The 20,904-nt window shown below is 69.5% G+C and carries 27 protein-coding genes (1 of these 27 cut by a window edge); 17 read left to right on the top strand and 10 right to left on the bottom strand.

What is annotated here, in order from left to right; all coding sequences use genetic code 11:
* The first annotated feature begins 111 nt into the window (after positions 1-111).
* From HD557_RS27185 to HD557_RS27200, 4 genes are all read left to right on the top strand, one after another.
* A complete protein-coding gene (locus HD557_RS27185; protein WP_008355349.1) occupies positions 112-762 on the top strand; it encodes a GntR family transcriptional regulator in 651 nt (216 codons plus the stop codon).
* Positions 763-865: 103 nt separating this feature from the next.
* The gene (locus HD557_RS27190) at positions 866-1,654 is read left to right on the top strand and encodes an ABC transporter ATP-binding protein (protein ID WP_008355348.1); all 789 of its coding nucleotides are present in this window, start codon (positions 866-868) and stop codon (positions 1,652-1,654) included.
* Positions 1,654-2,418 (top strand): ABC transporter permease, encoded by a 765-nt coding sequence (locus tag HD557_RS27195; RefSeq protein WP_008355346.1) that lies wholly within the window; start codon positions 1,654-1,656, stop codon positions 2,416-2,418. The genes HD557_RS27190 and HD557_RS27195 overlap by 1 nt, the downstream gene beginning before the upstream one ends.
* Positions 2,419-2,458: 40 nt before the next feature.
* Complete coding sequence (locus HD557_RS27200; protein WP_008355344.1) at positions 2,459-3,232, top strand: MerR family transcriptional regulator; 774 nt, start codon at positions 2,459-2,461, stop codon at positions 3,230-3,232.
* A 31-nt stretch (positions 3,233-3,263) separates the two neighbouring features.
* Here HD557_RS27200 and HD557_RS27205 read toward each other — a convergent pair whose 3' ends face one another.
* Positions 3,264-4,157 (bottom strand): LysR family transcriptional regulator, encoded by an 894-nt coding sequence (locus HD557_RS27205; protein WP_196876158.1) that lies wholly within the window; start codon positions 4,155-4,157, stop codon positions 3,264-3,266.
* A gap of 70 nt (positions 4,158-4,227) precedes the next feature.
* On the opposite strand from HD557_RS27205, the gene HD557_RS27210 reads away from it, so the two are divergent.
* The 3 genes from HD557_RS27210 to HD557_RS27220 are packed head-to-tail and all read left to right on the top strand — an operon-like array spanning position 4,228 to position 6,143.
* Positions 4,228-5,310, top strand: coding sequence for a TDT family transporter (locus HD557_RS27210; RefSeq protein WP_008355340.1), 1,083 nt, complete (start codon positions 4,228-4,230; stop codon positions 5,308-5,310).
* A gap of 30 nt (positions 5,311-5,340) precedes the next feature.
* Entirely contained in the window at positions 5,341-5,820 is a 480-nt protein-coding gene (locus HD557_RS27215) for a toxin (RefSeq protein WP_008355337.1), read from the top strand.
* A complete protein-coding gene (locus tag HD557_RS27220; RefSeq protein WP_008355336.1) occupies positions 5,817-6,143 on the top strand; it encodes an ArsR/SmtB family transcription factor in 327 nt (108 codons plus the stop codon). The genes HD557_RS27215 and HD557_RS27220 overlap by 4 nt, the downstream gene beginning before the upstream one ends.
* A 13-nt stretch (positions 6,144-6,156) precedes the next feature.
* Here HD557_RS27220 and glpK (HD557_RS27225) read toward each other — a convergent pair whose 3' ends face one another.
* Positions 6,157-7,659, bottom strand: a complete 1,503-nt coding sequence (glpK, locus tag HD557_RS27225; RefSeq protein ID WP_008355334.1) for a glycerol kinase GlpK — start codon at positions 7,657-7,659, stop codon at positions 6,157-6,159.
* Positions 7,656-8,426 (bottom strand): IclR family transcriptional regulator, encoded by a 771-nt coding sequence (locus HD557_RS27230; protein WP_008355331.1) that lies wholly within the window; start codon positions 8,424-8,426, stop codon positions 7,656-7,658. The genes glpK (HD557_RS27225) and HD557_RS27230 overlap by 4 nt, the downstream gene beginning before the upstream one ends.
* A gap of 181 nt (positions 8,427-8,607) precedes the next feature.
* Between HD557_RS27230 and HD557_RS27235 the strand changes: the two genes are divergently transcribed.
* From HD557_RS27235 to HD557_RS27250, 4 genes are all read left to right on the top strand, one after another.
* Positions 8,608-9,426, top strand: coding sequence for an MIP/aquaporin family protein (locus tag HD557_RS27235; protein ID WP_008355330.1), 819 nt, complete (start codon positions 8,608-8,610; stop codon positions 9,424-9,426).
* Positions 9,427-9,481: 55 nt separating this feature from the next.
* On the top strand, positions 9,482-10,999 hold the full coding sequence (gene glpK / locus HD557_RS27240; RefSeq protein ID WP_196876159.1) for a glycerol kinase GlpK: 1,518 nt from the start codon (positions 9,482-9,484) through the stop codon (positions 10,997-10,999).
* A gap of 143 nt (positions 11,000-11,142) precedes the next feature.
* On the top strand, positions 11,143-11,733 hold the full coding sequence (locus tag HD557_RS27245; RefSeq protein ID WP_008355326.1) for a hypothetical protein: 591 nt from the start codon (positions 11,143-11,145) through the stop codon (positions 11,731-11,733).
* 11 nt (positions 11,734-11,744) lie between these two features.
* Positions 11,745-12,131 (top strand): VOC family protein, encoded by a 387-nt coding sequence (locus HD557_RS27250; RefSeq protein WP_040754623.1) that lies wholly within the window; start codon positions 11,745-11,747, stop codon positions 12,129-12,131.
* 33 nt (positions 12,132-12,164) lie between these two features.
* Here the strand turns inward: HD557_RS27250 and bfr are convergent, their stop codons facing one another.
* Both bfr and HD557_RS27260 read right to left on the bottom strand, forming a co-directional pair.
* Positions 12,165-12,653, bottom strand: a complete 489-nt coding sequence (bfr, locus tag HD557_RS27255; RefSeq protein ID WP_196876160.1) for a bacterioferritin — start codon at positions 12,651-12,653, stop codon at positions 12,165-12,167.
* Between the two features lie 89 nt (positions 12,654-12,742).
* Positions 12,743-12,946, bottom strand: coding sequence for a (2Fe-2S)-binding protein (locus tag HD557_RS27260; RefSeq protein WP_008355320.1), 204 nt, complete (start codon positions 12,944-12,946; stop codon positions 12,743-12,745).
* 146 nt (positions 12,947-13,092) lie between these two features.
* Between HD557_RS27260 and HD557_RS27265 the strand changes: the two genes are divergently transcribed.
* A complete protein-coding gene (locus HD557_RS27265) occupies positions 13,093-14,505 on the top strand; it encodes a flavin-containing monooxygenase (RefSeq protein ID WP_231380481.1) in 1,413 nt (470 codons plus the stop codon).
* Between the two features lie 74 nt (positions 14,506-14,579).
* A complete protein-coding gene (locus HD557_RS27270) occupies positions 14,580-14,798 on the top strand; it encodes a hypothetical protein (protein ID WP_040754833.1) in 219 nt (72 codons plus the stop codon).
* A gap of 72 nt (positions 14,799-14,870) precedes the next feature.
* Here HD557_RS27270 and HD557_RS27275 read toward each other — a convergent pair whose 3' ends face one another.
* Positions 14,871-15,515 (bottom strand): Rid family hydrolase, encoded by a 645-nt coding sequence (locus HD557_RS27275; RefSeq protein WP_307785723.1) that lies wholly within the window; start codon positions 15,513-15,515, stop codon positions 14,871-14,873.
* 26 nt (positions 15,516-15,541) lie between these two features.
* The gene (locus HD557_RS27280) at positions 15,542-17,119 is read right to left on the bottom strand and encodes a flavin monoamine oxidase family protein (RefSeq protein WP_196876163.1); all 1,578 of its coding nucleotides are present in this window, start codon (positions 17,117-17,119) and stop codon (positions 15,542-15,544) included.
* A 122-nt stretch (positions 17,120-17,241) separates the two neighbouring features.
* Between HD557_RS27280 and HD557_RS27285 the strand changes: the two genes are divergently transcribed.
* Entirely contained in the window at positions 17,242-17,736 is a 495-nt protein-coding gene (locus HD557_RS27285; RefSeq protein WP_196876164.1) for a GNAT family N-acetyltransferase, read from the top strand.
* A 2-nt stretch (positions 17,737-17,738) separates the two neighbouring features.
* Here HD557_RS27285 and HD557_RS27290 read toward each other — a convergent pair whose 3' ends face one another.
* Entirely contained in the window at positions 17,739-18,584 is an 846-nt protein-coding gene (locus HD557_RS27290; protein ID WP_196876165.1) for an SDR family oxidoreductase, read from the bottom strand.
* 91 nt (positions 18,585-18,675) lie between these two features.
* On the opposite strand from HD557_RS27290, the gene HD557_RS27295 reads away from it, so the two are divergent.
* Positions 18,676-19,053 carry a winged helix-turn-helix transcriptional regulator gene (locus tag HD557_RS27295; RefSeq protein WP_008355308.1) on the top strand — a complete coding sequence of 126 codons (378 nt, stop codon included), beginning with the start codon at positions 18,676-18,678 and terminating at the stop codon, positions 19,051-19,053.
* Here the strand turns inward: HD557_RS27295 and HD557_RS27300 are convergent.
* Positions 19,042-19,512, bottom strand: coding sequence for a winged helix-turn-helix transcriptional regulator (locus HD557_RS27300; RefSeq protein ID WP_196876166.1), 471 nt, complete (start codon positions 19,510-19,512; stop codon positions 19,042-19,044). The two genes, HD557_RS27295 and HD557_RS27300, sit on opposite strands and share 12 nt — an antisense overlap.
* 94 nt (positions 19,513-19,606) lie before the next feature.
* On the opposite strand from HD557_RS27300, the gene HD557_RS27305 reads away from it, so the two are divergent.
* Together HD557_RS27305 and HD557_RS27310 are read left to right on the top strand one after the other, a co-directional pair.
* The gene (locus HD557_RS27305; protein WP_196876167.1) at positions 19,607-20,197 is read left to right on the top strand and encodes a dihydrofolate reductase family protein; all 591 of its coding nucleotides are present in this window, start codon (positions 19,607-19,609) and stop codon (positions 20,195-20,197) included.
* A 22-nt stretch (positions 20,198-20,219) separates the two neighbouring features.
* The gene (locus HD557_RS27310) at positions 20,220-20,615 is read left to right on the top strand and encodes a TIGR03618 family F420-dependent PPOX class oxidoreductase (RefSeq protein WP_008355302.1); all 396 of its coding nucleotides are present in this window, start codon (positions 20,220-20,222) and stop codon (positions 20,613-20,615) included.
* A 14-nt stretch (positions 20,616-20,629) separates the two neighbouring features.
* On the opposite strand, the gene HD557_RS27315 is transcribed toward HD557_RS27310, so the two are convergent.
* Positions 20,630-20,904, bottom strand: the 3' end of a protein-coding gene (locus HD557_RS27315; RefSeq protein WP_196876168.1) for a TetR-like C-terminal domain-containing protein. The gene runs 295 nt beyond the window's last position; only the last 275 of its 570 coding nucleotides appear in the window; its start codon lies beyond the right edge, outside the window; it ends in the stop codon at positions 20,630-20,632.

Genomic DNA, 20,904 nt, shown 5'->3' on the forward strand with positions numbered 1-20,904 from the left:
CCTGTCAAGAGCTCGTGTGTATAAATGTTGACAGTCGCCATTTCGACAGCCCGCCGCGTACGATGAACCGCGCCGGCCCACGCACGCCGGCAACCGATGGAGGAGACGACCGTGGCCACGACCGAGCCGTTCACCCAGCTGGACCGCAGCACCCTGCGGGAGCGTGCGCTGCAGACGCTGCGCGGGGCGATCACCTCGGGGCAGTACCGCCCGGGCGACCATCTGGGCGAGGTCGAGCTCGCCACCCGCCTCGGGATCAGCCGCGGCACGGTCCGCGAGGCGCTGCGCCACCTCCAGCAGGAGGGCCTCGTCGAGCCGGGAGTCCGCGGCCGGCTGCAGGTCTACAGCATGACCGCCGAGGAGGTTCGCGGCCTCTACCAGGTACGCACCGCCCTGGAGGGTCTCGCCGTCAAGACGATCATCGCCTCACCGCGGCGTGCGGAGGCGGTGGCGCGGCTCCGCGAGGAGCTCGAGCGCCTGGCCGACGAGAAGGCCGACTTCGCCGAGCGGCTGGAGTCTGACCTGGGATTCCACCTGCTGATGTGCCAGCTCGCCGATAACCCGATGCTCGTGGAGAGCTGGCGCCACCTGGAGGGGCGCATCCGGGTCTCGATCATGAGCAACAAGGCCGACGAGCTGCCCGAGATCATGTCCCGCGATCAGCACGCGCCGATCGTCGACGCCATCGAACGGGGTGACACCGAGGCAGCCCTCGGCGTCGTGGAGTCCCACATGCAGGCGGCCGCGGACGTCTACGCCTGAGACCCGCGTTCCACGCTCCTGAAGGCCTCGATCGGGGCTGTCGAAAAAAGGTCAGAAAGAATCCTTGACCTTGACCCAGCGTCAACCCTCGACGCTATTCGACATGAACCCGACACCAGCAATCGAGATCGCCGGACTGACCAAGTCCTACGGCGACGTACATGTCCTCCAGGGCGTCGACCTGAGCGTCGAGAAGGGCAGCATCTTCGCCCTCCTCGGCTCCAACGGCGCCGGCAAGACCACGACCGTGAAGATCCTGACGACGCTCCTCAAGGCGGACGGCGGCCAGGCGACGGTCAACGGCTTCGACGTCGCGACCCAGGCCCAGGACGTACGCACGTCCATCAGTCTCACCGGCCAGTTCGCCGCCGTCGACGAGATCCTGACCGGCCGCGAGAACCTCATCCTGATCGCCAAGCTGCTCCGCCAGAAGAACCCGGGCGCGGTCGCCGACGAGCTCCTCGCCCGGTTCTCGCTCACCGAGGCCGGCAACCGCAAGGTCGCGACGTACTCCGGTGGTATGCGCCGCCGGATCGACATCGCGATGAGCCTCATCGGCAACCCGCCGGTGATCTTCCTCGACGAGCCGACCACCGGCCTCGACCCCGAGGCGCGGATCGAGGTGTGGGCCACCGTCAAGGAGCTCGCCGACAGCGGCACGACGGTCCTGCTCACCACGCAGTACCTCGAGGAGGCCGAGCAGCTCGCCGACCGGATCGCGATCCTCCACGAGGGCCGCATCATCGCCAACGGCACCCTCGCCGAGCTCAAGGCGATGTTCCCGCCGGCCAAGCAGGAGTACGTCGAGAAGCAGCCGTCCCTCGAGGAGATCTTCCTCGCCATCACCAGCAAGTCCAACGGCGCGTCCGCCACCCCCGTGAAGGAGTCATGATGAACACCCGATTCTTCGGCGACACCGCCGTCCTGCTCGGCCGCTCCCTGCGACACATCGGCCGCAGCCCCGACACCATCGTCACCACCGCGATCACCCCGATCGCCATGATGCTCATGTTCGTGTACGTCTTCGGCGGCGCGATCGACACCGGCTCCCACGAGAGCTACGTCAGCTATCAGCTACCGGGCATCCTGTTGATCACGATCGCCTCCGGCATCGCCTACACCGCCTACCGTCTCTTCCAGGACAAGAACGGCGGCATGTTCGACCGGTTCCAGTCGATGCCGATCGCTCGGTCCGCGGTGCTGTGGGGTCACGTGCTCACCTCGGTGGTCGCGAACATGATCTCGCTGGTCGTGGTGGTGCTCGTCGCCCTGCTGATGGGCTTCCGCACCAGTGCGAGCGTGCTCGACTGGCTCGCGGTGGTCGGCATCCTGGCCCTGTTCACCCTCGCGCTGACCTGGCTCGCGGTGGTTCCGGGCCTCACGGCCGGCACGGTCGAGGGAGCCAGCGCGTTCTCCTACCCGCTGATCTTCCTGCCCTTCCTCAGCTCGGCGTTCGTGCCGACCGACACGATGCCCGGACCGGTGCGAGCCTTCGCCGAGCACCAGCCGGTCACCTCGATCGTCGACTCCATCCGGGCGATCTTCGCCGGTCAGGACCTGGGCAACGAGCTGTGGATCGCACTGGCCTGGTGCGTCGGCCTCCTGGTCGTCGCGTACGTCCTGGCCACCGCCGCCTACCGCCGCAAGTTTGCCTAAACCACGCGACAAACCCGGGCCTTCCCGTCACTATTCGGGAATGCTCACGATCAGCCAGCTGGCGTCGTACGCCGGTGTCACCGTCAGGGCCGTGCGCCACTACCACGCCAAAGGGCTGCTGGTGGAGCCAGAGCGCGACCACTCGGGATACCGACGCTACGACGCCGCTGCTGTGGTCGACCTGATCAAGATCCGCATCCTCGCCGACGCCGGCGTCCCGCTCTCCCGTGTCAAGGAGCTGCTGGCCGCCGGCGACGACGATTTCAAGAAGGCCGTCGCCGAGATCGACAAGCGCCTCCGTCTCGAGATCCGCGAGCGGCAGGCCCACCGCGAGCGGATCGCCCGGCTGGTCCACGGTGACGGCCTCGCCCTCCCGCCCGAGGCGGTCGCCTATCTGGAGCGGATGCGCGAGCTCGGCATCCCGGAGCGGATGATCCAGGGTGAGCGCGACGCCTGGATCCTCGTCGCCGCCCAGCAGCCGCAGAGCATGGAAGCCTTCATCCGCAACAAGGTCGGCCAGCTCGACGACCCCTCGGTCGTGGAGACCTACCGCGAGCTGGAGGCCATGCTCGACTGGGAGCCCGGCGACCCCCGTCTGGAGACCATCGCCGACCAGATCGTCGCCCAGATGAACGCGGTCTCCGACGAGGACTGGGCCGCCTACGTCGACGGCGACCAGGCCATGCCCGACGAGCTCGCCGCCCTCCTCGACTCGATGTTCGTCGAGCAGGTCCCCGTCGCCCGCGACCTCATGCGCCTGGTCGAGAAGCGCGGCTACACCGGCTGGACCAAGCTCGAGCGGATCCGGGACTAGAAGGACGTACGCCCCGGGGTGCTCCCTCGGCTCAGGCGCCGGCGATCGCGAGGAGGTCGCGGACCGGTCCCGCGGGCGGGCGACCGCCACCGACCCATACGGCTCGGAACTCCCGGGACAGGTCCAGCTCTGCCACCGGCACCCGGACCAGGGTGCCGAGGTCGACGTCGGCCTGGGTCGCCCGGCTCGACACGAACGCCGGCGATCCGCCCGCGCGGACGGCGGCGAGGATCGCGGCGTTCGTCGCGAACTCCACCTCGGGATCCGCCAACCGCTCGCCCACGGTTGCCAACGCTGACTCGACGACCGCCCGCGTGCCGGAGCCGTGCTCGCGACAGGTCAGCGGGCGGGTCGCGAGCTCTCGCGGGCTGATCCCGGCGCGGCGTCGGGCCCAGCGGTCATCGGGCCCCGCGACCAGTACGAGGTCGTCGACCCCGACCTTCGTGGTGGCAAGTCCCGCGGTGTCGACGGGACCCTCGACGAAGCCCAGGTCCGCCTCGCCCTGACGCACGGCGGTGACGACGTCCTCGGAGTTCGCGGCCCGGAGGCTCACCGCCACCCGGCGCTGCTGCCGCAGACGTACAAGCCAGCGGGGGAGCAGATACTCGGCCGTCGTCATCGACGCGTGCACGTGCAGCTCGTCGGAGCGGCCGCTTCGCAGCGTCTGCAGTGCGGTCTCGATCTCGTCGGCGCGCTCGAGCAGGTCGACGCTCCACTCGACCAGCAGCTTCCCCGCCTGGGTCAGCGCCGATCCGCGCCGCGCCCGCTGCACCAGCACCAGCCCGACCTGGGTCTCCATCGCCCGCAGCCGCTCCGAGGCGGACTGCTGCGAAATGCCCGCCGCCCGGCCCGCGGCGCCGATGCTGCCCAGGCGGGCGACGTCGGCGAGCAGACGCAGGGACGGAAGGTCGGGCAGCACGCTCACAGGTTATCCCTGTGAGCCCACAGTCATCTGGGTTCTACCGGCGCCGCGCGCCCGCGCCGAGCATGGAGACATGAGGCTCCCCTACGGTCCGAACTGGTACGCAGCCACGATGGGCACCGGCATCGTCGCCGTCGTCCTGCCCGGCCTTCCCTTCCGGGTGCCGGGGGCGATGCCGGTCGCGCTGGCGTTCTGGCTGGCGGCGAGCCTCCTCCTGACGGCCACGGTGGCGGTGATGCTGCACGCCGTCCGGCAGGACAGCTCGCTGCTGCGCCGTCACTACGACGACCCGGTGATGTCCCACTTCTACGGAGCTCCGGCGATGGCACTGATGACCGTCGGGACCGGCGCGGTCGGGGTCGGGGTCGACGTACTCGGTGCCGGCGCGGCGGTCGGGCTGGGCGCGGTCCTGTGGGCGGCGGGCACGCTCCTCGGCCTGGGGACCGCGATGGCCGTGCCCTACCGGGCGATCACCCGCCACGTGGTAGCCGACGACAGTGCCACCGGGGCGTGGCTGATGCCGGTCGTGCCGCCGATGGTCTCGGCGACGACCGGCGCCGCTCTCGTGCCGCACCTCCCGGCCGGCGAGGCGCGCGGGACCCTTCTTCTCGTCTGCTACGCCCTCTTCGGGCTGACCGTGATCGCCGGGTTCCTAGTGCTCAACCAGCTCTGGCAGCGGCTGATCCGGCACGGGGCGCTGGCTCCGGCGACCGTGCCCACGGTGTGGATCGTGCTCGGCTTCCTCGGCCAGTCGACCACGGCGGTCCATCACCTCGGCGTGCTCGCGCCCTCCGTGGTGCCCGGCTACGGGCACGCCCTCAGCATGCTCGCGGTCTGCTACGGCGTTCCGGTGTGGGGTTTCACCGTGCTGTGGAGCGCGCTGGCGCTCGCGCTGACGGTGCGCCAGGTCCGTGACGGCCTGCCGGTGGCGGCGACCTGGTGGTCGTTCACGTTCCCGGTCGGGACCGTCGCCACGGGCAGCAGCGCTCTTGCCGCCGCGACCGGCCTCGCGCTCTTCGAGATCGGGGCCGCGGTTGCGACGCTCGGACTGTTGGTGGGGTGGCTCGCCGCTGCGTACGCGACCCTGCGGCTCTTCGCCGATCAACCAGTATTGCAACCAGAAGGTTGCAAGATGCTGGTGGAAGTGCAACACTGAGATTGCAGTTCCACTATCTGAGGAGGACCCATGGTTCACACCGCCGAGGAGCTCGCCGAGCTCGACAGCATCAGCCGCCAGATCGACATCGAGGCCAGCGCCGAGAAGGTCTGGTCACTGATCACCCGCCCGGGGTGGTTCGTCAACGACGGCACCGTTCTCGACGACTCGGACACCCGCGTCGAGGCCGCCCCCGACGGCACCGAGGTCGCCGTCGTCACCCACCCCACGATGGGTGAGTTCCGATTCCGCACGGTCGAGCTCGACGAGCCGCGCTACGCCGCGTTCCGCTGGCTCGGCACCCCGTTCCGCGACGTCACCGAGGGCACCCTGGTGGAGTTCTGGATCAAGGACAACCCGGCCGGCGGGGTGACCCTCGAGGTCCTGGAGAGCGGCTTCTCCGCCCTGTCCGACGACCCCGCTGTCTGGCTCAAGGAGCGCGAGGGCAACGACAACGGCTGGGCCATGGAGCTCGAGGTCGCCAAGACGTACGCCGAGGCGCGCGCGTGACCACCACACCCACCCTTCCCGAGATGTGCGCGGCCCTGGGCGACCAGACCCGCTGGGACATCCTCACCCGGCTGGGGCAGGAGACCATGTCTGCCTCCGCCCTGGCCCGGGTGCTCCCGGTCAGCCGCCAGGCGATCGTCAAGCACCTCGACGTACTCTCCGACGCCGGCCTCGTCACCGCCGAGCGCCGCGGCCGCGAGATCGTCTACGCCGCCCTCGGCTCCCGCCTCAACGCCCTCGCCCACGAGCTCGACCGCATCGGCAACGCCTGGGACACCAGGCTCCGCGCCCTCAAGTCCCTCGCCGAGGCGACGGACGACTGACGCAAGAGAGGTCTCACGCACCCCACCCGATCGCCAGCTCGACCGCCCGCCGCCACCGAGCGAACTCGGCGTCCCGCGCGGCAGCGGACATGGCGGGCCGCCACTCGGCCGCCCGGCGCCAGTGCCGTCGCAGGACCTGCCGGTCGGGCCAGTAGCCGGCCCCGAGACCGGCCGCGTAGGCGGCACCTCGGGAGACCGTCTCGGCCACCATGGGACGTACGACGGGGATGTCGAGGAAGTCGGCGATGGTCTGCATGAGGAGGTTGTCGGCGGTCATGCCGCCGTCGACTGCCAGCTGCGTCAGCGGGGCGGCGGCGTCGGCGTTCATCGCGTCGATGACCTCGCGGGTCTGCCAGGCGGTCGCCTCGAGGACGGCGCGACACAGGTGCGCCTTCGTGACGTACGACGTCAGCCCGACGATCACGCCGCGGGCATCGGGCTCCCAGTGCGGTGCGTAGAGGCCGGTGAACGCCGGGACGACGTAGCAGCCACCGTTGTCGGCGACGGTCAGCGCCTGGGTCTCGATCTCCGCGGCCGAGCGAATCAGCCCGAGGCTGTCGCGGAACCACTGCACGAGCGAGCCGGCGACCGCGATCGAGCCTTCCAGCGCGTACGCCGCAGGCTCACCCTCCATCGCATGCGCGACCGTGGTGATCAGCCCGTGCTGCGAGCGCACCGGCGACGTGCCAGTGTTGAGGAGCAGGAACCCGCCGGTGCCGAAGGTGCACTTCGCGTCGCCGCGGTCGAACCCCGCCTGCCCGAACAGCGACGCCTGCTGATCGCCGATCACCGCCGTCAACCGGATGCCCTCGATCGGCGCGACCGTGGTCCCGAAGGAGGAGACGGTGGGCCGGATCTCGGGGAGCATCGCCCGCGGGACCCGCATCGCCGCCAGCAGCTCCGGATCCCAGTCGAGCGTGTGGAGGTTCATCAGCATCGTCCGGCTGGCGTTGGTCACGTCGGTGACATGAACCCCGCCGGAGACCCCGCCGGTCAGGTTCCAGACCAGCCACGAGTCCATCGTCCCGAACAGCAGGTCCCCGCGCTCCGCCCGCTCCCGCAACGCCGGAGACGAGTCGAGCAGCCAGCGCACCTTCGGCCCGGAGAAGTACGTCACCAACGGCAGCCCGCTCCGAGCCTGGATCTCCGCCTCGGGCATGTCGGCGGCGACAGCGGGCAGCACGGCGGCGGACCGGGTGTCCTGCCACACGATGGCGTTGTGGACCGGCCGACCGGTGTGCCGGTCCCACACCACCGTGGTCTCGCGCTGGTTGGTGATCCCGAGCCCGACGACCTGGTCCACGGAAGCACCCGCATCCGCGAGCGCCTCCGGCATCACCCGGCGGACGATGTCCCAGATCTCCATGGGGTCGTGCTCGACCCAGCCCGCGCGCGGATAGTGCTGATGGTGCTCCCGCTGCGCCAGCGAGACCATCCGGCCCTCGCGGTCGAAGAGCATGCACCGGGTCGAGGTCGTGCCCTGGTCGAGCGCGGCCACGTACCGCGGAACACTCATGCCGCCCGGCCGTGACCGAGCGCCCGCGAGATCGATCTGGAGACGCCGACGACCTCCTCGACGAGATCCGAGCGAGGCAGTCCACGTGCGTCGCACAGTCGCACCACCGGCCCTGCGATGCCCACGGCCGCCACCACGTACCCACCCCGGTCCCGCACCGGAGCCGCGATCCCGGCCAGCTCCGGGCGCGCCTCGGAGACGGCCGAGGCCCACCCGGTGTCGCGCGCGTCCGCCAGCGCCCGCAGCAGCGCCGACCGGTCGGTGATCGTCCGGAAGGTCAGCCGGTCCAGCGGCTGTCCGACGACGCTGCGGGCGGCGCCGGGATCGAAGGCGACCAGCACCTTCCCGAGGGCGGTGGCGTGCAATGGGAGCGACCGGCCGGTGTCCATCACCTGCACCCCCGGCCCCGCCCGGAAGACATGGTGCGCCACCACGGCAGCGCCGTCGCGGTAGGCCGCGATCCGCGCCTCCTCTCCCGTACGCGCCGCCAGCGTGTCCACCCAGTTCAGCGTCTCCGAGCGCAGCTCGTTGAGGTCCAGGGTCACGGACCCGAGATGGAGCAGCCCGGAGCCCAGCAGATAGCGCCCGGTCGCAGGCTCCTGGTCGACGAACCCGGCCCCCGCCAACGTACGCAGCAACCCGTGCGCCGTCGGCTTCGCCAGCCCCACCGCAGCCGCCAGCTCACCGAGAGCCATCGGTTCACTCTCGGCGGAGAGCACGCGTAGCAGCGCAGCCGCCCGCTCGACGGATTGCACGGTCCGAGACATTGGGTAAAAGCGTAGGGGCCGAACAAATTCCGGGCACCGGGTTCGGAGATCCAGGACCGACCGGGTGCCACCCGGTGAAACACGGCCGCGTTCGGCGATGCCGAACGCACCCCGTTGTGACGCCCGTCACGCCTCCCTACGGTGCACAGGTCCGCCAGACCCCACACGGCAGGAGCAGCGCATGAAGACAGACAGAAAGCTCATCGGGGAGCTCAGCGCCGAGTTCGCCGGAACGATGATCCTGATCCTCTTCGGCGTCGGCGTGGTCGCGCAGGTCGTGACCGGCGACGGCGGCCTGGGCGACCACGACTCGATCGCCTGGGCCTGGGGGATCGGGGTGATGCTGGGCATCTACACCGCGGGACGGATCAGCGGCGCCCACCTCAACCCGGCCGTCAGCCTCGCCATGGCGGTGTTCGGCGACTTCGAGTGGCGCAAGGTGCTGCCCTACAGCATCGCCCAGATCCTCGGCGCCTTCGTCGGTGCCCTGATCGTCCGCGCGGCCTACGGGGACGCCATCGCCAGCGTCGACCCCGGCCACACCCACGCCACCCAGGGCATCTTCTCGACGCTCCCGGGCAACGGCGACGCCGCGCTCGGCGTCACTCTCACCACCGCCTTCGCAGACCAGGTGATCGGCACCGCGATCCTGCTGTTCCTCATCATGGCCATCACCGACGCGAAGAACTCGGCGCCCATCGCTTGGTTCTCGCCCGTCGCGATCGCGTTCGTGATCGTCGGGATCGGCATGGCCTGGGGCACCAACGCCGGCTACGCCATCAACCCGGCCCGTGACTTCGGCCCGCGACTGGCCTCCTTCGTCACCGGCTACGACGGAGCCTGGGTGACCGCCGCCGGCGATCTCTACTTCTGGATCCCGATCGTGGCCCCGCTTGTCGGTGGACTCATCGGTGCCGGAGCGTACAAGGTGTTGATCGCACGCTTCTTGCCCGCCGAGGAGGAGGCTGAGGAGACCAGCGACCTGCCCGCCGCCGCCTGACCACCGATCGCCCGCCCGACATCCCTGGACACAGCAAGAACCCGAAAGGACCGACATGCCCGACTACGTCGCAGCCGTCGACCAAGGCACCACCAGCACCCGCTGCATGATCTTCGACCACGGCGGCAACGAGGTGGCCCGCCACCAGCTCGAGCACGAGCAGATCATGCCGAAGGCGGGCTGGGTGGAGCACAACCCGGTGGAGATCTGGGAGCGCACCAGCTCGGTCATCCAGACCGCGCTCGGCCGCAAGGGACTCACGGACAAGGACATCGCCGCGCTCGGCATCACCAACCAGCGCGAGACCACGGTCGTGTGGAACAGGAAGACCGGCCGGCCCTACTACAACGCGATCGTCTGGCAGGACACCCGCACCGACCGGATCGCCTCCGCCCTCGACCGGGACGAGCGCGGCGACATCATCCGCCGCAAGGCCGGCCTCCCGCCGGCCACCTACTTCGCCGGCGGCAAGATCCAGTGGATCCTGGAGAACGTCGACGGCGTCCGCGAGGCCGCGGAGAGCGGCGACGCCATCTTCGGCACCACCGACAGCTGGGTCGTCTGGAACCTGACCGGCGGACCCCACGGCGGCGTGCACGTCACCGACGTCACCAACGCCAGCCGCACCATGCTGATGAACCTCGAGACCCTCGACTGGGACGACGAGCTGCTCGGCTTCTTCGACATCCCGCGCCAGATGCTCCCCGAGATCCGGCCCTCCTCCGAGCCCAACGCCTACGGCACCACGCTCGCGAACGGACCCCTCAAGGGCGAGGTCCCGATCACCGGCATCCTCGGCGACCAGCAGGCGGCGATGGTCGGCCAGGTCTGCCTGGACGCCGGCGAGGCCAAGAACACCTACGGCACCGGCAACTTCCTCCTCCTCAACACCGGCCAGGAGCTCGTCCGCTCCGAGAATGGCCTCCTCACCACGGTCTGCTACCAGTTCGGCGACCAGCCCCCGACGTACGCCCTGGAGGGCTCGATCGCCGTCACCGGCTCCGCGGTGCAGTGGCTGCGCGACCAGCTGCGGGTGATCAGCAACGCCGCCCAGTCCGAGACGCTGGCCAAGGAGGTCGAGGACAACGGTGGGGTCTACTTCGTCCCCGCCTTCTCCGGTCTCTTCGCCCCCTACTGGCGCTCGGACGCCCGCGGCGTGATCGTCGGCCTGTCCCGGTTCAACACCAGCGGCCACATCGCCCGGGCGACCCTGGAGTCGATCTGCTACCAGAGCCGCGATGTCGCCGACGCGATGGAGAAGGACTCCGGCGTACGCCTCGAGGTGCTCAAGGTCGATGGCGGCGTCACCGTGAACGAGCTGTGCATGCAGATCCAGGCTGACGTCCTCGGTGTCGAGGTCAGCCGTCCGGTGGTCGCCGAGACGACCGCGCTCGGAGCGGCCTACGCGGCCGGCCTCGCCGTCGGGTTCTGGAAGGACACCGACGAGCTGCGCCAGAACTGGAACGAGTCCAAGCGCTGGCAGCCGGCCTGGTCCGAGGAGCAGCGCGAGGCCGGGTACGCGGGCTGGCGCAAGGCCGTGGACCGCACGCTGAACTGGGTCGACGTCGACTGACGGTCCCGGCCGATCGTCTGAAAAGGGCCCTGTTTGGGGTATGCGCGGGGCACCCCGGCCGACGTACGTTGCGAATGGGCCCGGCCGGGGCCCGGACCCTGCCTCGACCGGTCCGTTGGCACACCGACGACCAGGAGGCAGCAATGTTCATCCAGATGATTCACGCGCCCTGTACCCGGCAGGACGAGGCCCACCGGCTGCTCGACGAGTGGCGGCGCGACCTGGCACCGGGCGCGACCGGGTGGCTCGGCGGAACCTACGGGTTCACCGACGACGGCCAGCTCTGCGGCGTGGTCCGCTTCGAGTCCCGTGAGGCGGCGATGGCCAACTCCGACCGTCCCGAGCAGGGGGAGTGGGCGGCGCGGATGGCCGAGGTCATGGACGGGCCGATGGAGTACCACGACTGCGACGACGTCACGCTGCTCTTCGACGGCGGCTCCGACGACGCCGGGTTCGTGCAGATCATCCGCGGTCGGGTCGACGACCCGAGCCGGCTCAAGGCGATGCTGGCCGACACCACCCAGCTGCACGAGGCGCGCCCCGACATCCTCGGCGGCACTCTCGCGATCGAGCCGGACGGCAGCTTCATCGAGACGGTCGCCTTCACCAGCGAGGCCGAGGCGCGCGAGCGCGAGAAGGTCGAGCCCCCGGAGGACGTACGCCGCGAGCTCGACTACGTGATGAAGGGCGCGACCTTCTACGACCTCCACCACCCGTGGTTCGAGAGCGCCTGAAGGAGGCCGTGATGCTGACCGACAGCAAGGTGATGGCGAACATCCCGGCCGCCGACCTCGAGCGGGCGCGTCGCTTCTACGCCGACAAGCTCGGGCTGGAGCCGGCCGACGAGAACCCCGGCGGGCTGGTCTACACGACGTCCGGCGGGACGTCCTTCCACCTCTACGAGACCGACCAGGCGGGCAAGGCCGGACACACGATCGCCCAGTTCCACGTCGCCGACGTCCGCAAGGAGGTCGACGACCTCGGGGCCAAGGGCGTCACGTTCGAGCACTACGACATGCCGGGTGTGACCTGGGACGGAGACGTGGCCGGGATGGGCCCGGAGGGGCATGCCGCGTGGTTCAAGGACAGCGAGGACAACATCCTCTGCATCGACGACATGGTGCCTGCCTGAGGCGGGCACCTGCGACGGAGCGGTGGTCCCGGCTCAGCCGGGGCCCTCGCCCGCAGCCACGTGCTGGGCCAGGTACTGCTGGAGACCCACGCGGTCGATCGCGTCGAGCTGGGACTCGAACCAGTCGGCGTGCTTCTCCTCGTCGCGGATCATCTCCTCGAAGACCGCAGCGGTGCCGTGGTCCCCGAGCTGGTGACACTCGTCGCCGCCGGCGTTGAACTGCGCCACCGCGGCCCGCTCGCTCTCCAGGGCGAGGGTGAGCATCTCCTGAGCCGTCTCGCCGACCTGGATCGCGTTGAGCCGCTGCACGTTCGGGTGGCCGTCGAACATCAGGATCCGGTTGATCAGGTTGTCCGCGTCGCGCATCTCGTCGATGGAGAGGTCGTAGAACACCTTCCCGAGCTTCGGCAGGCCCCAGTTGTCGAGCATCCGGGCATGCAGGAAGTAGGTGTTGGTGACGGTGAGCTCGAACGTGAGTGCCTCGTTGAGGAGCTCGACGACGCGTGGATCGACTGGCTGCATGACGCACCTCCGGTAACGGGATCTGTCCCGATACTCGCACGGCACCCCGGGAGTGAGGACAGACTCAGTTTGCGACCGGTTGCGGTGGGTCAGCTAGCAGCGCCGTCGGCCGCCAGGTGCGAGCACTCCTGCGCGAGGTGCTGCGTGACCAGCTTCTTCACCGAGAAGATGCACGAGCCGCAGTCCTGAGCGGCGCCCGTGGAGCGGCAGATCGCGCTGACCGTACGGGCTCCGTCGGCCAGCGCGGCGTCGACGTCACGGTCGGTGACGACTCGGCACTGGCAGACGATCATGAGATTAGGTTAGCCGACCCTAAGCGCGGTGACGAGAGGAGGTCTCAGTTCTTACCTTTCTTGCCACTCGGTCGACCCCGCGCGCAGATTCACATTCTCCCGGTATGGTCCAGGTCACATCACGCTCCCGGCCCTCGGAGGATCTCTTGCGCATCGCAGTCATCGGCACCGGCTTCGGCGGCCTGGCCGCCACGATCGAGCTCAAGAAGCGTGGTCACGACGACATCGTCGTGTTCGAGAAGGCCGGTGACGTCGGTGGCGTCTGGCGCGAGAACACCTATCCGGGAGCCGCCTGCGACGTACCGTCCAGCCTCTACTCCTTCTCCTTCGAGCCCAATCCGCACTGGCCCCACAAGTTCTCCCGCCAGCCGGCGATCCTCGACTACATCCACAAGGTCGTCGACAAGTACGACGTACGCCGCCACATCCGGTTCCACACAGAGGTGACGGCCGCGCGCTGGGACGACGAGGCGAAGACCTGGCAGCTCGACCTCAGCACGGGGGAGACCGAGACGGTCGACCTGTTCGTACCTGCCGTCGGTCAGCTCTCCCGGCCCTCGATCCCGAGCATTCCCGGCGCGGACAGCTTCCGCGGTGAGGCCTTCCACTCGGCCGAGTGGAACCACGACCTGAGCCTCGCCGGCAAGCGGGTCGCGGTGATCGGCACCGGCGCGAGCGCGATCCAGTTCGTGCCCGAGGTGCGGAAGGACGCGGCGAAGGTGCTTCTCTTCCAGCGCTCCGCGCCCTACATCGTGCCGCGCAAGGACTTCGAGCGCACCGACCCCGCCCGCCGCCTCCCGCAGCTGCTCGACCGCGCGAAGATCTGGACCCAGGCCGAGTGGCTGACCACGACCTTCCACATCAAGCCGCTCTCCGCGGTCATGCGCACCTGGTCCAAGCGGCACATGAAGGCGCAGACCGCGGCCAAGCCGGGGCTCTTCGAGAAGGTCTGGCCCGACTACCCGTTCGGCTGCAAGCGCGTCCTCTTCGCCGACGACTACCTGCCCGCCCTCGCCCAGCCCAACGTGGACGTGATCACCGACGACATCACCGAGATCACCCCGACCGGCGTCACGACCGCTGACGGCCTGCACCACGAGGTCGACGTCATCATCTGGGGCACCGGCTTCAAGGCGACCGACTTCCTCGCCCCGATGACGATCGCCGGCACCCAGGGCCGCGACCTGCACACCCACTGGAAGGACGGTGCCCACGCCTACCACGGCATGACCGTCCCCGGGTTCCCCAACCTGCTGATCATGTACGGCCCCAACACCAACACCGGCGGCGGCTCGATCATCTACTTCCTCGAGACCCAGGCCCGCTACCTCGGCCGCTACGCCGACCACGTCGCCGAGGCCGGCCCGCTCGAGGTCCGGGCGGAGGTCGAGGAGGCCTACGACGCCCGGATCCAGGACCAGCTGGCCGACAGCGTCTGGAGCAAGTGCACCTCCTGGTATCGGGAGAAGAACGGCCGCATCACCACCAACTGGCCCAGCATCTCCGCCCACTACCGACGCAGCGCCAGCTACCGGAAAGCCGACTACGCACGCGCTTGAGAACCGTCCTGATGGGTCTTTGTGCCCGATCTGTTCCTTCCCTTATGCGTGTGGTAGGCCACATACTCGAAGAGATGACTACCTCAACCCCCCGGCGGCGACACTTCGCCGCGAGTCCGTTCAAGACTGATCCCGAGCCGGTCATTGAGCAGTTCGAGTCCGGAGACCTGGTCTCCCACGACTCATTCGGCCTGGGTCGGGTCGTCAACAAGGAAACGGCCGCAGTCACTGTCGACTTCGGTCCCCAGCTGGTTCGCATTCCCAGCCCCTTCCCCAAGCTTGCCAAGCTCTGACCTCGGTCTGAGCTGAACAGAGATCGCCCTCCCCGAGCACTGCTCGAGGAGGGCGATCTCTGTGTTCGAGGCCTACTTCCTCTTCACCGGATAGGCCGCGTCGACCTCCACCTCGACGAGCCAGCCGTCCACCGGCAGGTTCTCGATCTCGAGCGCGAACCGCGACGGCCGGGCCGGGTTGGTGACCATCGGCTCGGCGGGCGGAGCGGTGCCGAGCGGCACCGGGATGACCTCGCCGGTCGAGACCGACGTGTTCGCGAAGAACTGCCGATAGGCCCGGTTCCAGCCCGCGAAGTCCATCTTCGCCTCGCCCGCGGGGTTCTGCAGGAAGACGCGCATCGTGATCACGTCCTCGTAGGAGAGGCCGGCCGCCGCGAGGTTCTCCCCGATCCGGCGAAGCACGTTGATCCCCTGCGCCTCGGTGATCGTGACGCCCGGTGGCAGCTGGCCATCGGGGAACACCTCGGTGTCGATGTAGGCCTGCTCGCCGGTCGCCCCGGTGTTCAACCGCGACGGTCCGAGCCCGCTGGTCTTGTAGATCGCGGCCGCCGGCCCGATCGCGACACCGTTGGCGATCGACGGGTTGTCCTGACCCGCCGGCAGCACCGAGATCGTCTCCCCGCCACGCGGCGGACGGTGCCCATCAGAAGCAGGCGACCACTTGCTCCCCGCAACCGCCGCCGTCGGTGCCACCAGAGCCGCGGTCAACCCGACCACAGCCACCACCTTCGTACGCGGCGACATCATGCCGTCACCCGCGTGTGCAGCTTCTCGACGGCCGCCCGGGCGGCCGTGATCGCGCCGTGCTGCCAGGCGACCGCGTGGCTGAGGTGGTCGCCGGCGAAGTACGTGTTGCCGGTGGCGTCCAACAGCCGCGTGTAGAGCGGATCGGTGTCCGCCGTCGTCGAGTAGGCCCAAGCCCCCTCCGAGAACTTCGCCGACTTCCAGTCCTGGCTGTAGGAGGCGGTGATGCCCTCGCCGTAGACGTCCCCGAAGATCTGCTTGCCCATGTCCACCGCGCGGGAGAGCCGCTGGGCAGGGGTCAGGGCGCCGTAGGTGTCCGCCGCGCTACCGGTGTTGTAGTAGCCGATCATGGTGCCCTTGTCGCCGTTGAACCCGTACGACGGGTGCCACATGTTGCGCAGGTCGAGGCGGGTGTTGGTGATCCCGCCGTAGATCCGGAAGTCCTCCTCCCACCAGCGCCGGTCGTACTCGATCCCGATCTTGCCCGCGTTCGACGGCCCGAAGGACTTCAGGCTCGCGGTGATGTCGGCGCCGAGGTTGTGCGGGATCTTGGCGGCGATCTGCGGCGGCATGCAGTTGATCGCGAAGTCCGCCTCGATGACCTCGGTCCGTCCGCGAGCCTTGTAGGCGACGGAGACGCCGGTCGAGGTGTTGTTCCACTCGACGACCTCGGCCCCGTAGCGGATGTTGCGCGCCCCGATGGCCTTGGCGAAGGCCTTCGGGATCGCGTCCATGCCGCCGACCGGCTGATACATCATCATCGCCTGGTCGTAGCCGAACTCGAACGAGAAGTACTGACCCAGTCCGGCCGCGAGGACCGCGCTCATCGCGTGGGGCGCCACCTCGGTGCCGGACTCCTGACCGGCACCCGGCTCGACGGTGTAGCCCGCGCGGCTGGAGCCGGTGTAGGCGTACCCCTCCGCCTTGGTGCCGAGGTCGCCGAAGCTCCTCAGGAACGCGATCAGCGCCTCCTTGTCGGCTGCGGTCAGCTCCTCGTCCAGGGCGCCCTTGTCGGTCGCCTTCGCGAGCAGCTCGGAGACGTAGCCGTAGGTGTCCGCCTTGGCGTGGCGCATCTGGACAGCGCCGATGCCGTGGTCACCCGGGTAGTAGAGCAGCGCATTGGCGTTCTGGTTGGTGAATGCCTCGATCGGGACGCCCAGCTCCTTGCAGTAGTCGAGGGTGATGTGGCTCTGTGGCAGCCGTCCGGGCCCGGCGTTCATGTACTGGCCCTGGGAGAACCCGGCGACCTGGGTGACCCCCTTCAGATCGGTGACGCGGGTGCCGCCACGGACGGTGAAGTTGCGGCCACCCGCCCGGTCGCGTCCCTCGAGGACGGTGACCCGGTAGCCGCCCTTGAGCAGCTCGTACGCAGCGGTCAGCCCGGCGACGCCACCGCCGAGGATCACGACCGACTTGCTGCCCGCCCGGGCGAGGTCCGCGGGCTGGGGAGGAGTGAAATCGGGTGTCTCCGCGGCGTGCGCGGAGGTGAGCCCGAGGGCACCCATGCTGTGCAACATGACGCCTGCTCCGCCGGCGAGGCCGACGTTGCGCAGGAAGTTCCGACGTGACTGAGTCATGTGGGGTTCCAATCTGTTGGGGGCACCCCGCAAGGTAAAGAGGGTTTGTTGCACCGCCATTGCGTCTGTGTCTCGCTAGAACACGTGTTCCCCAACTCGCGAGTAGCTCTAGGATCGGCACCGTGACCGTCACCATCCGCGATGCAGCTCCCGCCGACGTACCCGAGATCCTCCGCCTCGTCCACGCCCTGGCCGTCTACGAGAAGGAGCCCGACGCGGTCGAGGCGACGGAGGCCGACTTCGCGGCGGCCCTCTTCCCCGAGTCGGGCACCCCGACCACCCACTGCCTGATCGCGGAGAAGGACGGCACGGTCATCGGCATGGCGGTCTGGTACGTCACCTTCTCCACCTGGACCGGCCGCAACGGCATCTGGCTCGAGGACCTCTTCGTCGACCCGGAGCACCGCGGCGCCGGCGCCGGCAAGGCCCTGCTCGTACGCCTCGCCGAGATCTGCGTCGAGAACGACTGGCGCCGCCTCGAGTGGTGGGTGTTGAAGTGGAACGAGCCCTCGATCGCCTTCTACCGCTCCCTCGGCTCGGTCCCCCAGGACGAGTGGGAGGTCCACCGCATCGACGGTGCCGAGCTGAAGGAGCTCGGCGGCGCCGGCGGTGCCTGACCTCAGGCCTCGTACGCAGCGGCGAACCGCCCCGCCCACTCCCCGAAGCCGCGGGCCGGCCTGCCCAGGACCTCCTCGACGTGCGGGCTGACCGCCTGCTCGGCGTCGGTCGGGTGCCCGAGGATGGCCAGCGTCCCCTCGGCGACGGCCGGCGGCATGAACGCAGCCATCTGGCGCAACGCCGCTTCCGGCGTCAGCTCGACGAACTCCACCGCCCGCCCGGTCGCTGCCGCGATCTCCGCGACCTGCTCGCGAGGCGTGATCGCGACCGGCCCGGTGATCTCGTACGTCCGCCCCGAGTGACCTTCCTCGGTCAGCGCCGCCGCGGCCACCTCGGCGATGTCGAGCGGGTCGACCACGGGAAGCGCGACGTCGCTGAAGGGCGCATGGACGGTGTTCGTCTCCTTGACCATCGGCACCCAGGCGAGCGCGTTGCTCGCGAAGCCGCCCGGTCGCAGGATCGTCCACTCCATCGCCGAGCCCCGCACCGCGTCCTCGAGCTCGACGAGCGGCGCGTGCGACGGCGTCCCCGGCCGGGTGCCGACGGCCTGGGAGGACTGCAGCACGACCCGGCGTACGCCTGCGGCCTCGGCATGCTTCATCAGGGCCGGCCCGTCGACGTGGGCGCCGGCGCCGCTGACCAGCAGGAAGAGCGCATCGGCACCTGCCAGGGCCGGCGCCAGGGTCGCGACGTCGGAGAGGTCCGCCTCCGCGGTGACGACTCCGGGCCGTGCCGGCAGCGGCGCCGACTGTGCGCGCGAGACGGCGGTGACGGTGTGTCCGGCGTCGGCCAGCAGCTCGACGAGCGGGCGTCCGACGTTCCCCGTCGCTCCGGTGATGACGATCATCGAGGGTCTCCATTCATACGTGGGATCTGGGTGTGCACCGACGTTAGATCCCTCGATACAGTGGGTTCCCCAAGGTAAGTATTGGAGCGACATGACCTGGCACCCGAGCGCCGACGAGCCGGTGGAGGCCTGCCCGATCGCGCCCGCGGTCGAGCTGATCTTCAGCCGCTGGACGACACCGATCCTGTGGGCCCTGCACGAGTACGGCACCCAGCGCTTCGTGGAGCTCGAGCGCCGCCTCGGCACGATCTCGTCGAAGGTGCTCACCCAGCGCCTGCGCCAGCTCGAGCGCGACGGCCTCGTCGAGCGCCGCTACCACGCCGAGGTCCCACCCCGCGTGGAGTACGACATCACCGACCTCGGCCGCAGCCTCCAGCCGGTCTTCGCCGCCGTCGGCACCTGGTCGGAGACCAACATGCCGGCCGTGGAGACCGCCCGGCAGGCCTACACCGGTCCGCTACCCCGCTGAGGCCGGCTCCGGCGCGGCCCCCGGCCCGGCCAGCACGTCGACGTCGTCAGCGTGCATGGGCCCACCGCAGTGGGTGCACCGCAGATCGACGCGGCCGATCTCCCCACAGGCGTGATGCCGGTAGAGCACGGGCGGCCCGGCCTCGCCCGCGAGCCACCTGTCGCCCCATCCGGCCATCACCATCAGGACGTCGACCAGCTCGCGACCCTTGTCGGTCAGGACGTACTCATAGCGCGGCCGGCTGTCGTACGCCCGCCGCTCCAGCACCCCGCGCTCGACCAGGTGCCCGAGCCGCTCGGTGAGCACCTTCCGCGAGATCCCGAGATCCGCCTGGATCTGGTCGAAGCGGTTCATGCCCACCCAGATGTCGCGCAGCACGAGCGGCGACCACGGCTCGCCGATCACGTCCAGCGTGCGCGCGATCGAGCAGGCCATGTCGCCGAAGTTCGTACGTTGCATGATCCGAATCTACCATTTGGGGTTCCCTGAAGGAACTCAGAGGTGCTACGGTCGCAGAGTCTCTTCAGGAAACCCCGACTCTCCAGGAGCCGTCATGAGCAAGGTCCTCGCAGCACTCTCGGTCTCCGTCGACGGCTTCATCACCGGACGGGATCCCGGCCCCGGCCACGGTCTGGGCGACGGTGGCGTCCTCTTCGAGTGGTACTTCGACGGCGACACCCCCAGCCAGGTCTTCGACGGCTTCAAGCTCTCCGAGCCGAGCGCGCGTGTCTTCGACGCGCTGGCCGCTCGCGACGGTGTCAGCGTCGCGGGGCGCAACACCTACGACGACTCGGGCTGGGACAAGGGTGGTGCGCCGCACCCCACCGCACCCCTGGTCGTCCTCTCCCACCGACCCGCCCCGGCCGACCACGACCGGCAGACCTTCACCACCACCATCGAGGAGGCGATCGCCGTCGCGAAGGAGCAGGCAGGCGGCAAGGACGTCGGACTCATGGGCGGCGGCGTCGTGACCGAAGCGCTGCAGGCCGGCCTGGTGGACGAGATCGTCCTCCACCAGGTCCCGGTGCTCCTCGGCTCCGGCCGGCGCTTCTTCAACGAGCTCCCCGAGCACATCGCGCTCGAGATCGTCGACGTCGTCCCCGCGTCCGGCGTCACCCACCTCCACTACCGCGTCATCCGTTGACCACCACTGCCAAGGAGAAGCCATGATCGACCCCGACGTACGCCCCTTCCTCGAGGGCACCGAGCTGGCCCACGTCGCCACCATCGGCCCCGACGGCGCTCCGCGAACCTCCCCGGTATGGACCGGCACCCACGGCGACCACGTCGTCTTCCTCACCGGCAACCGCGCCCGCAAGTACCGCGACCTCAAGGCCGACCCGCGCATCGCGCTCTCCCTGGCGCCGGCGGCGAACGACTACATGCCAGTCATCCTCCGCGGCCGGGTCACCGGCTGGGTCGAGGACGAGAGCCGCTGGGAGATCATCGACGAGATCGCCACGCGCTACACCGGCGCTCCCTATCCGCGCGAGGTCGACGCGTTCGGCGACCGCGCCATCGCGCTGATCGAGCTCGACCACCAGCACGTCGGCGTCGGCTGATCCCTCCTTTCGGGTCACCGCTCCCCGAGAACGGTCGCCACCAACCCCTCGACCTCGTCCGTACGCAGCGGCACCGGCGTCATCAGCCGCCGGTAGAACACCGCCCCCGCCAGCGCCTCCGCCGCTCGCTCCGGATCCCCGACCGGTTGTCCCGATTCCTTCAGCCGGAGGAGAGCATCGACCAGCCGCGTACGTCGCTGGGCGCTGTAACGGTGATGCAGCTCCCGCAGTCCGGCGTCGCGCTCGGCACCGTCGAGCACCGCAGGGAGACAGTCGGACATCAGGGACG

This window comes from Nocardioides luteus (genome assembly GCF_015752315.1).
Lineage (GTDB): Bacteria > Actinomycetota > Actinomycetes > Propionibacteriales > Nocardioidaceae > Nocardioides.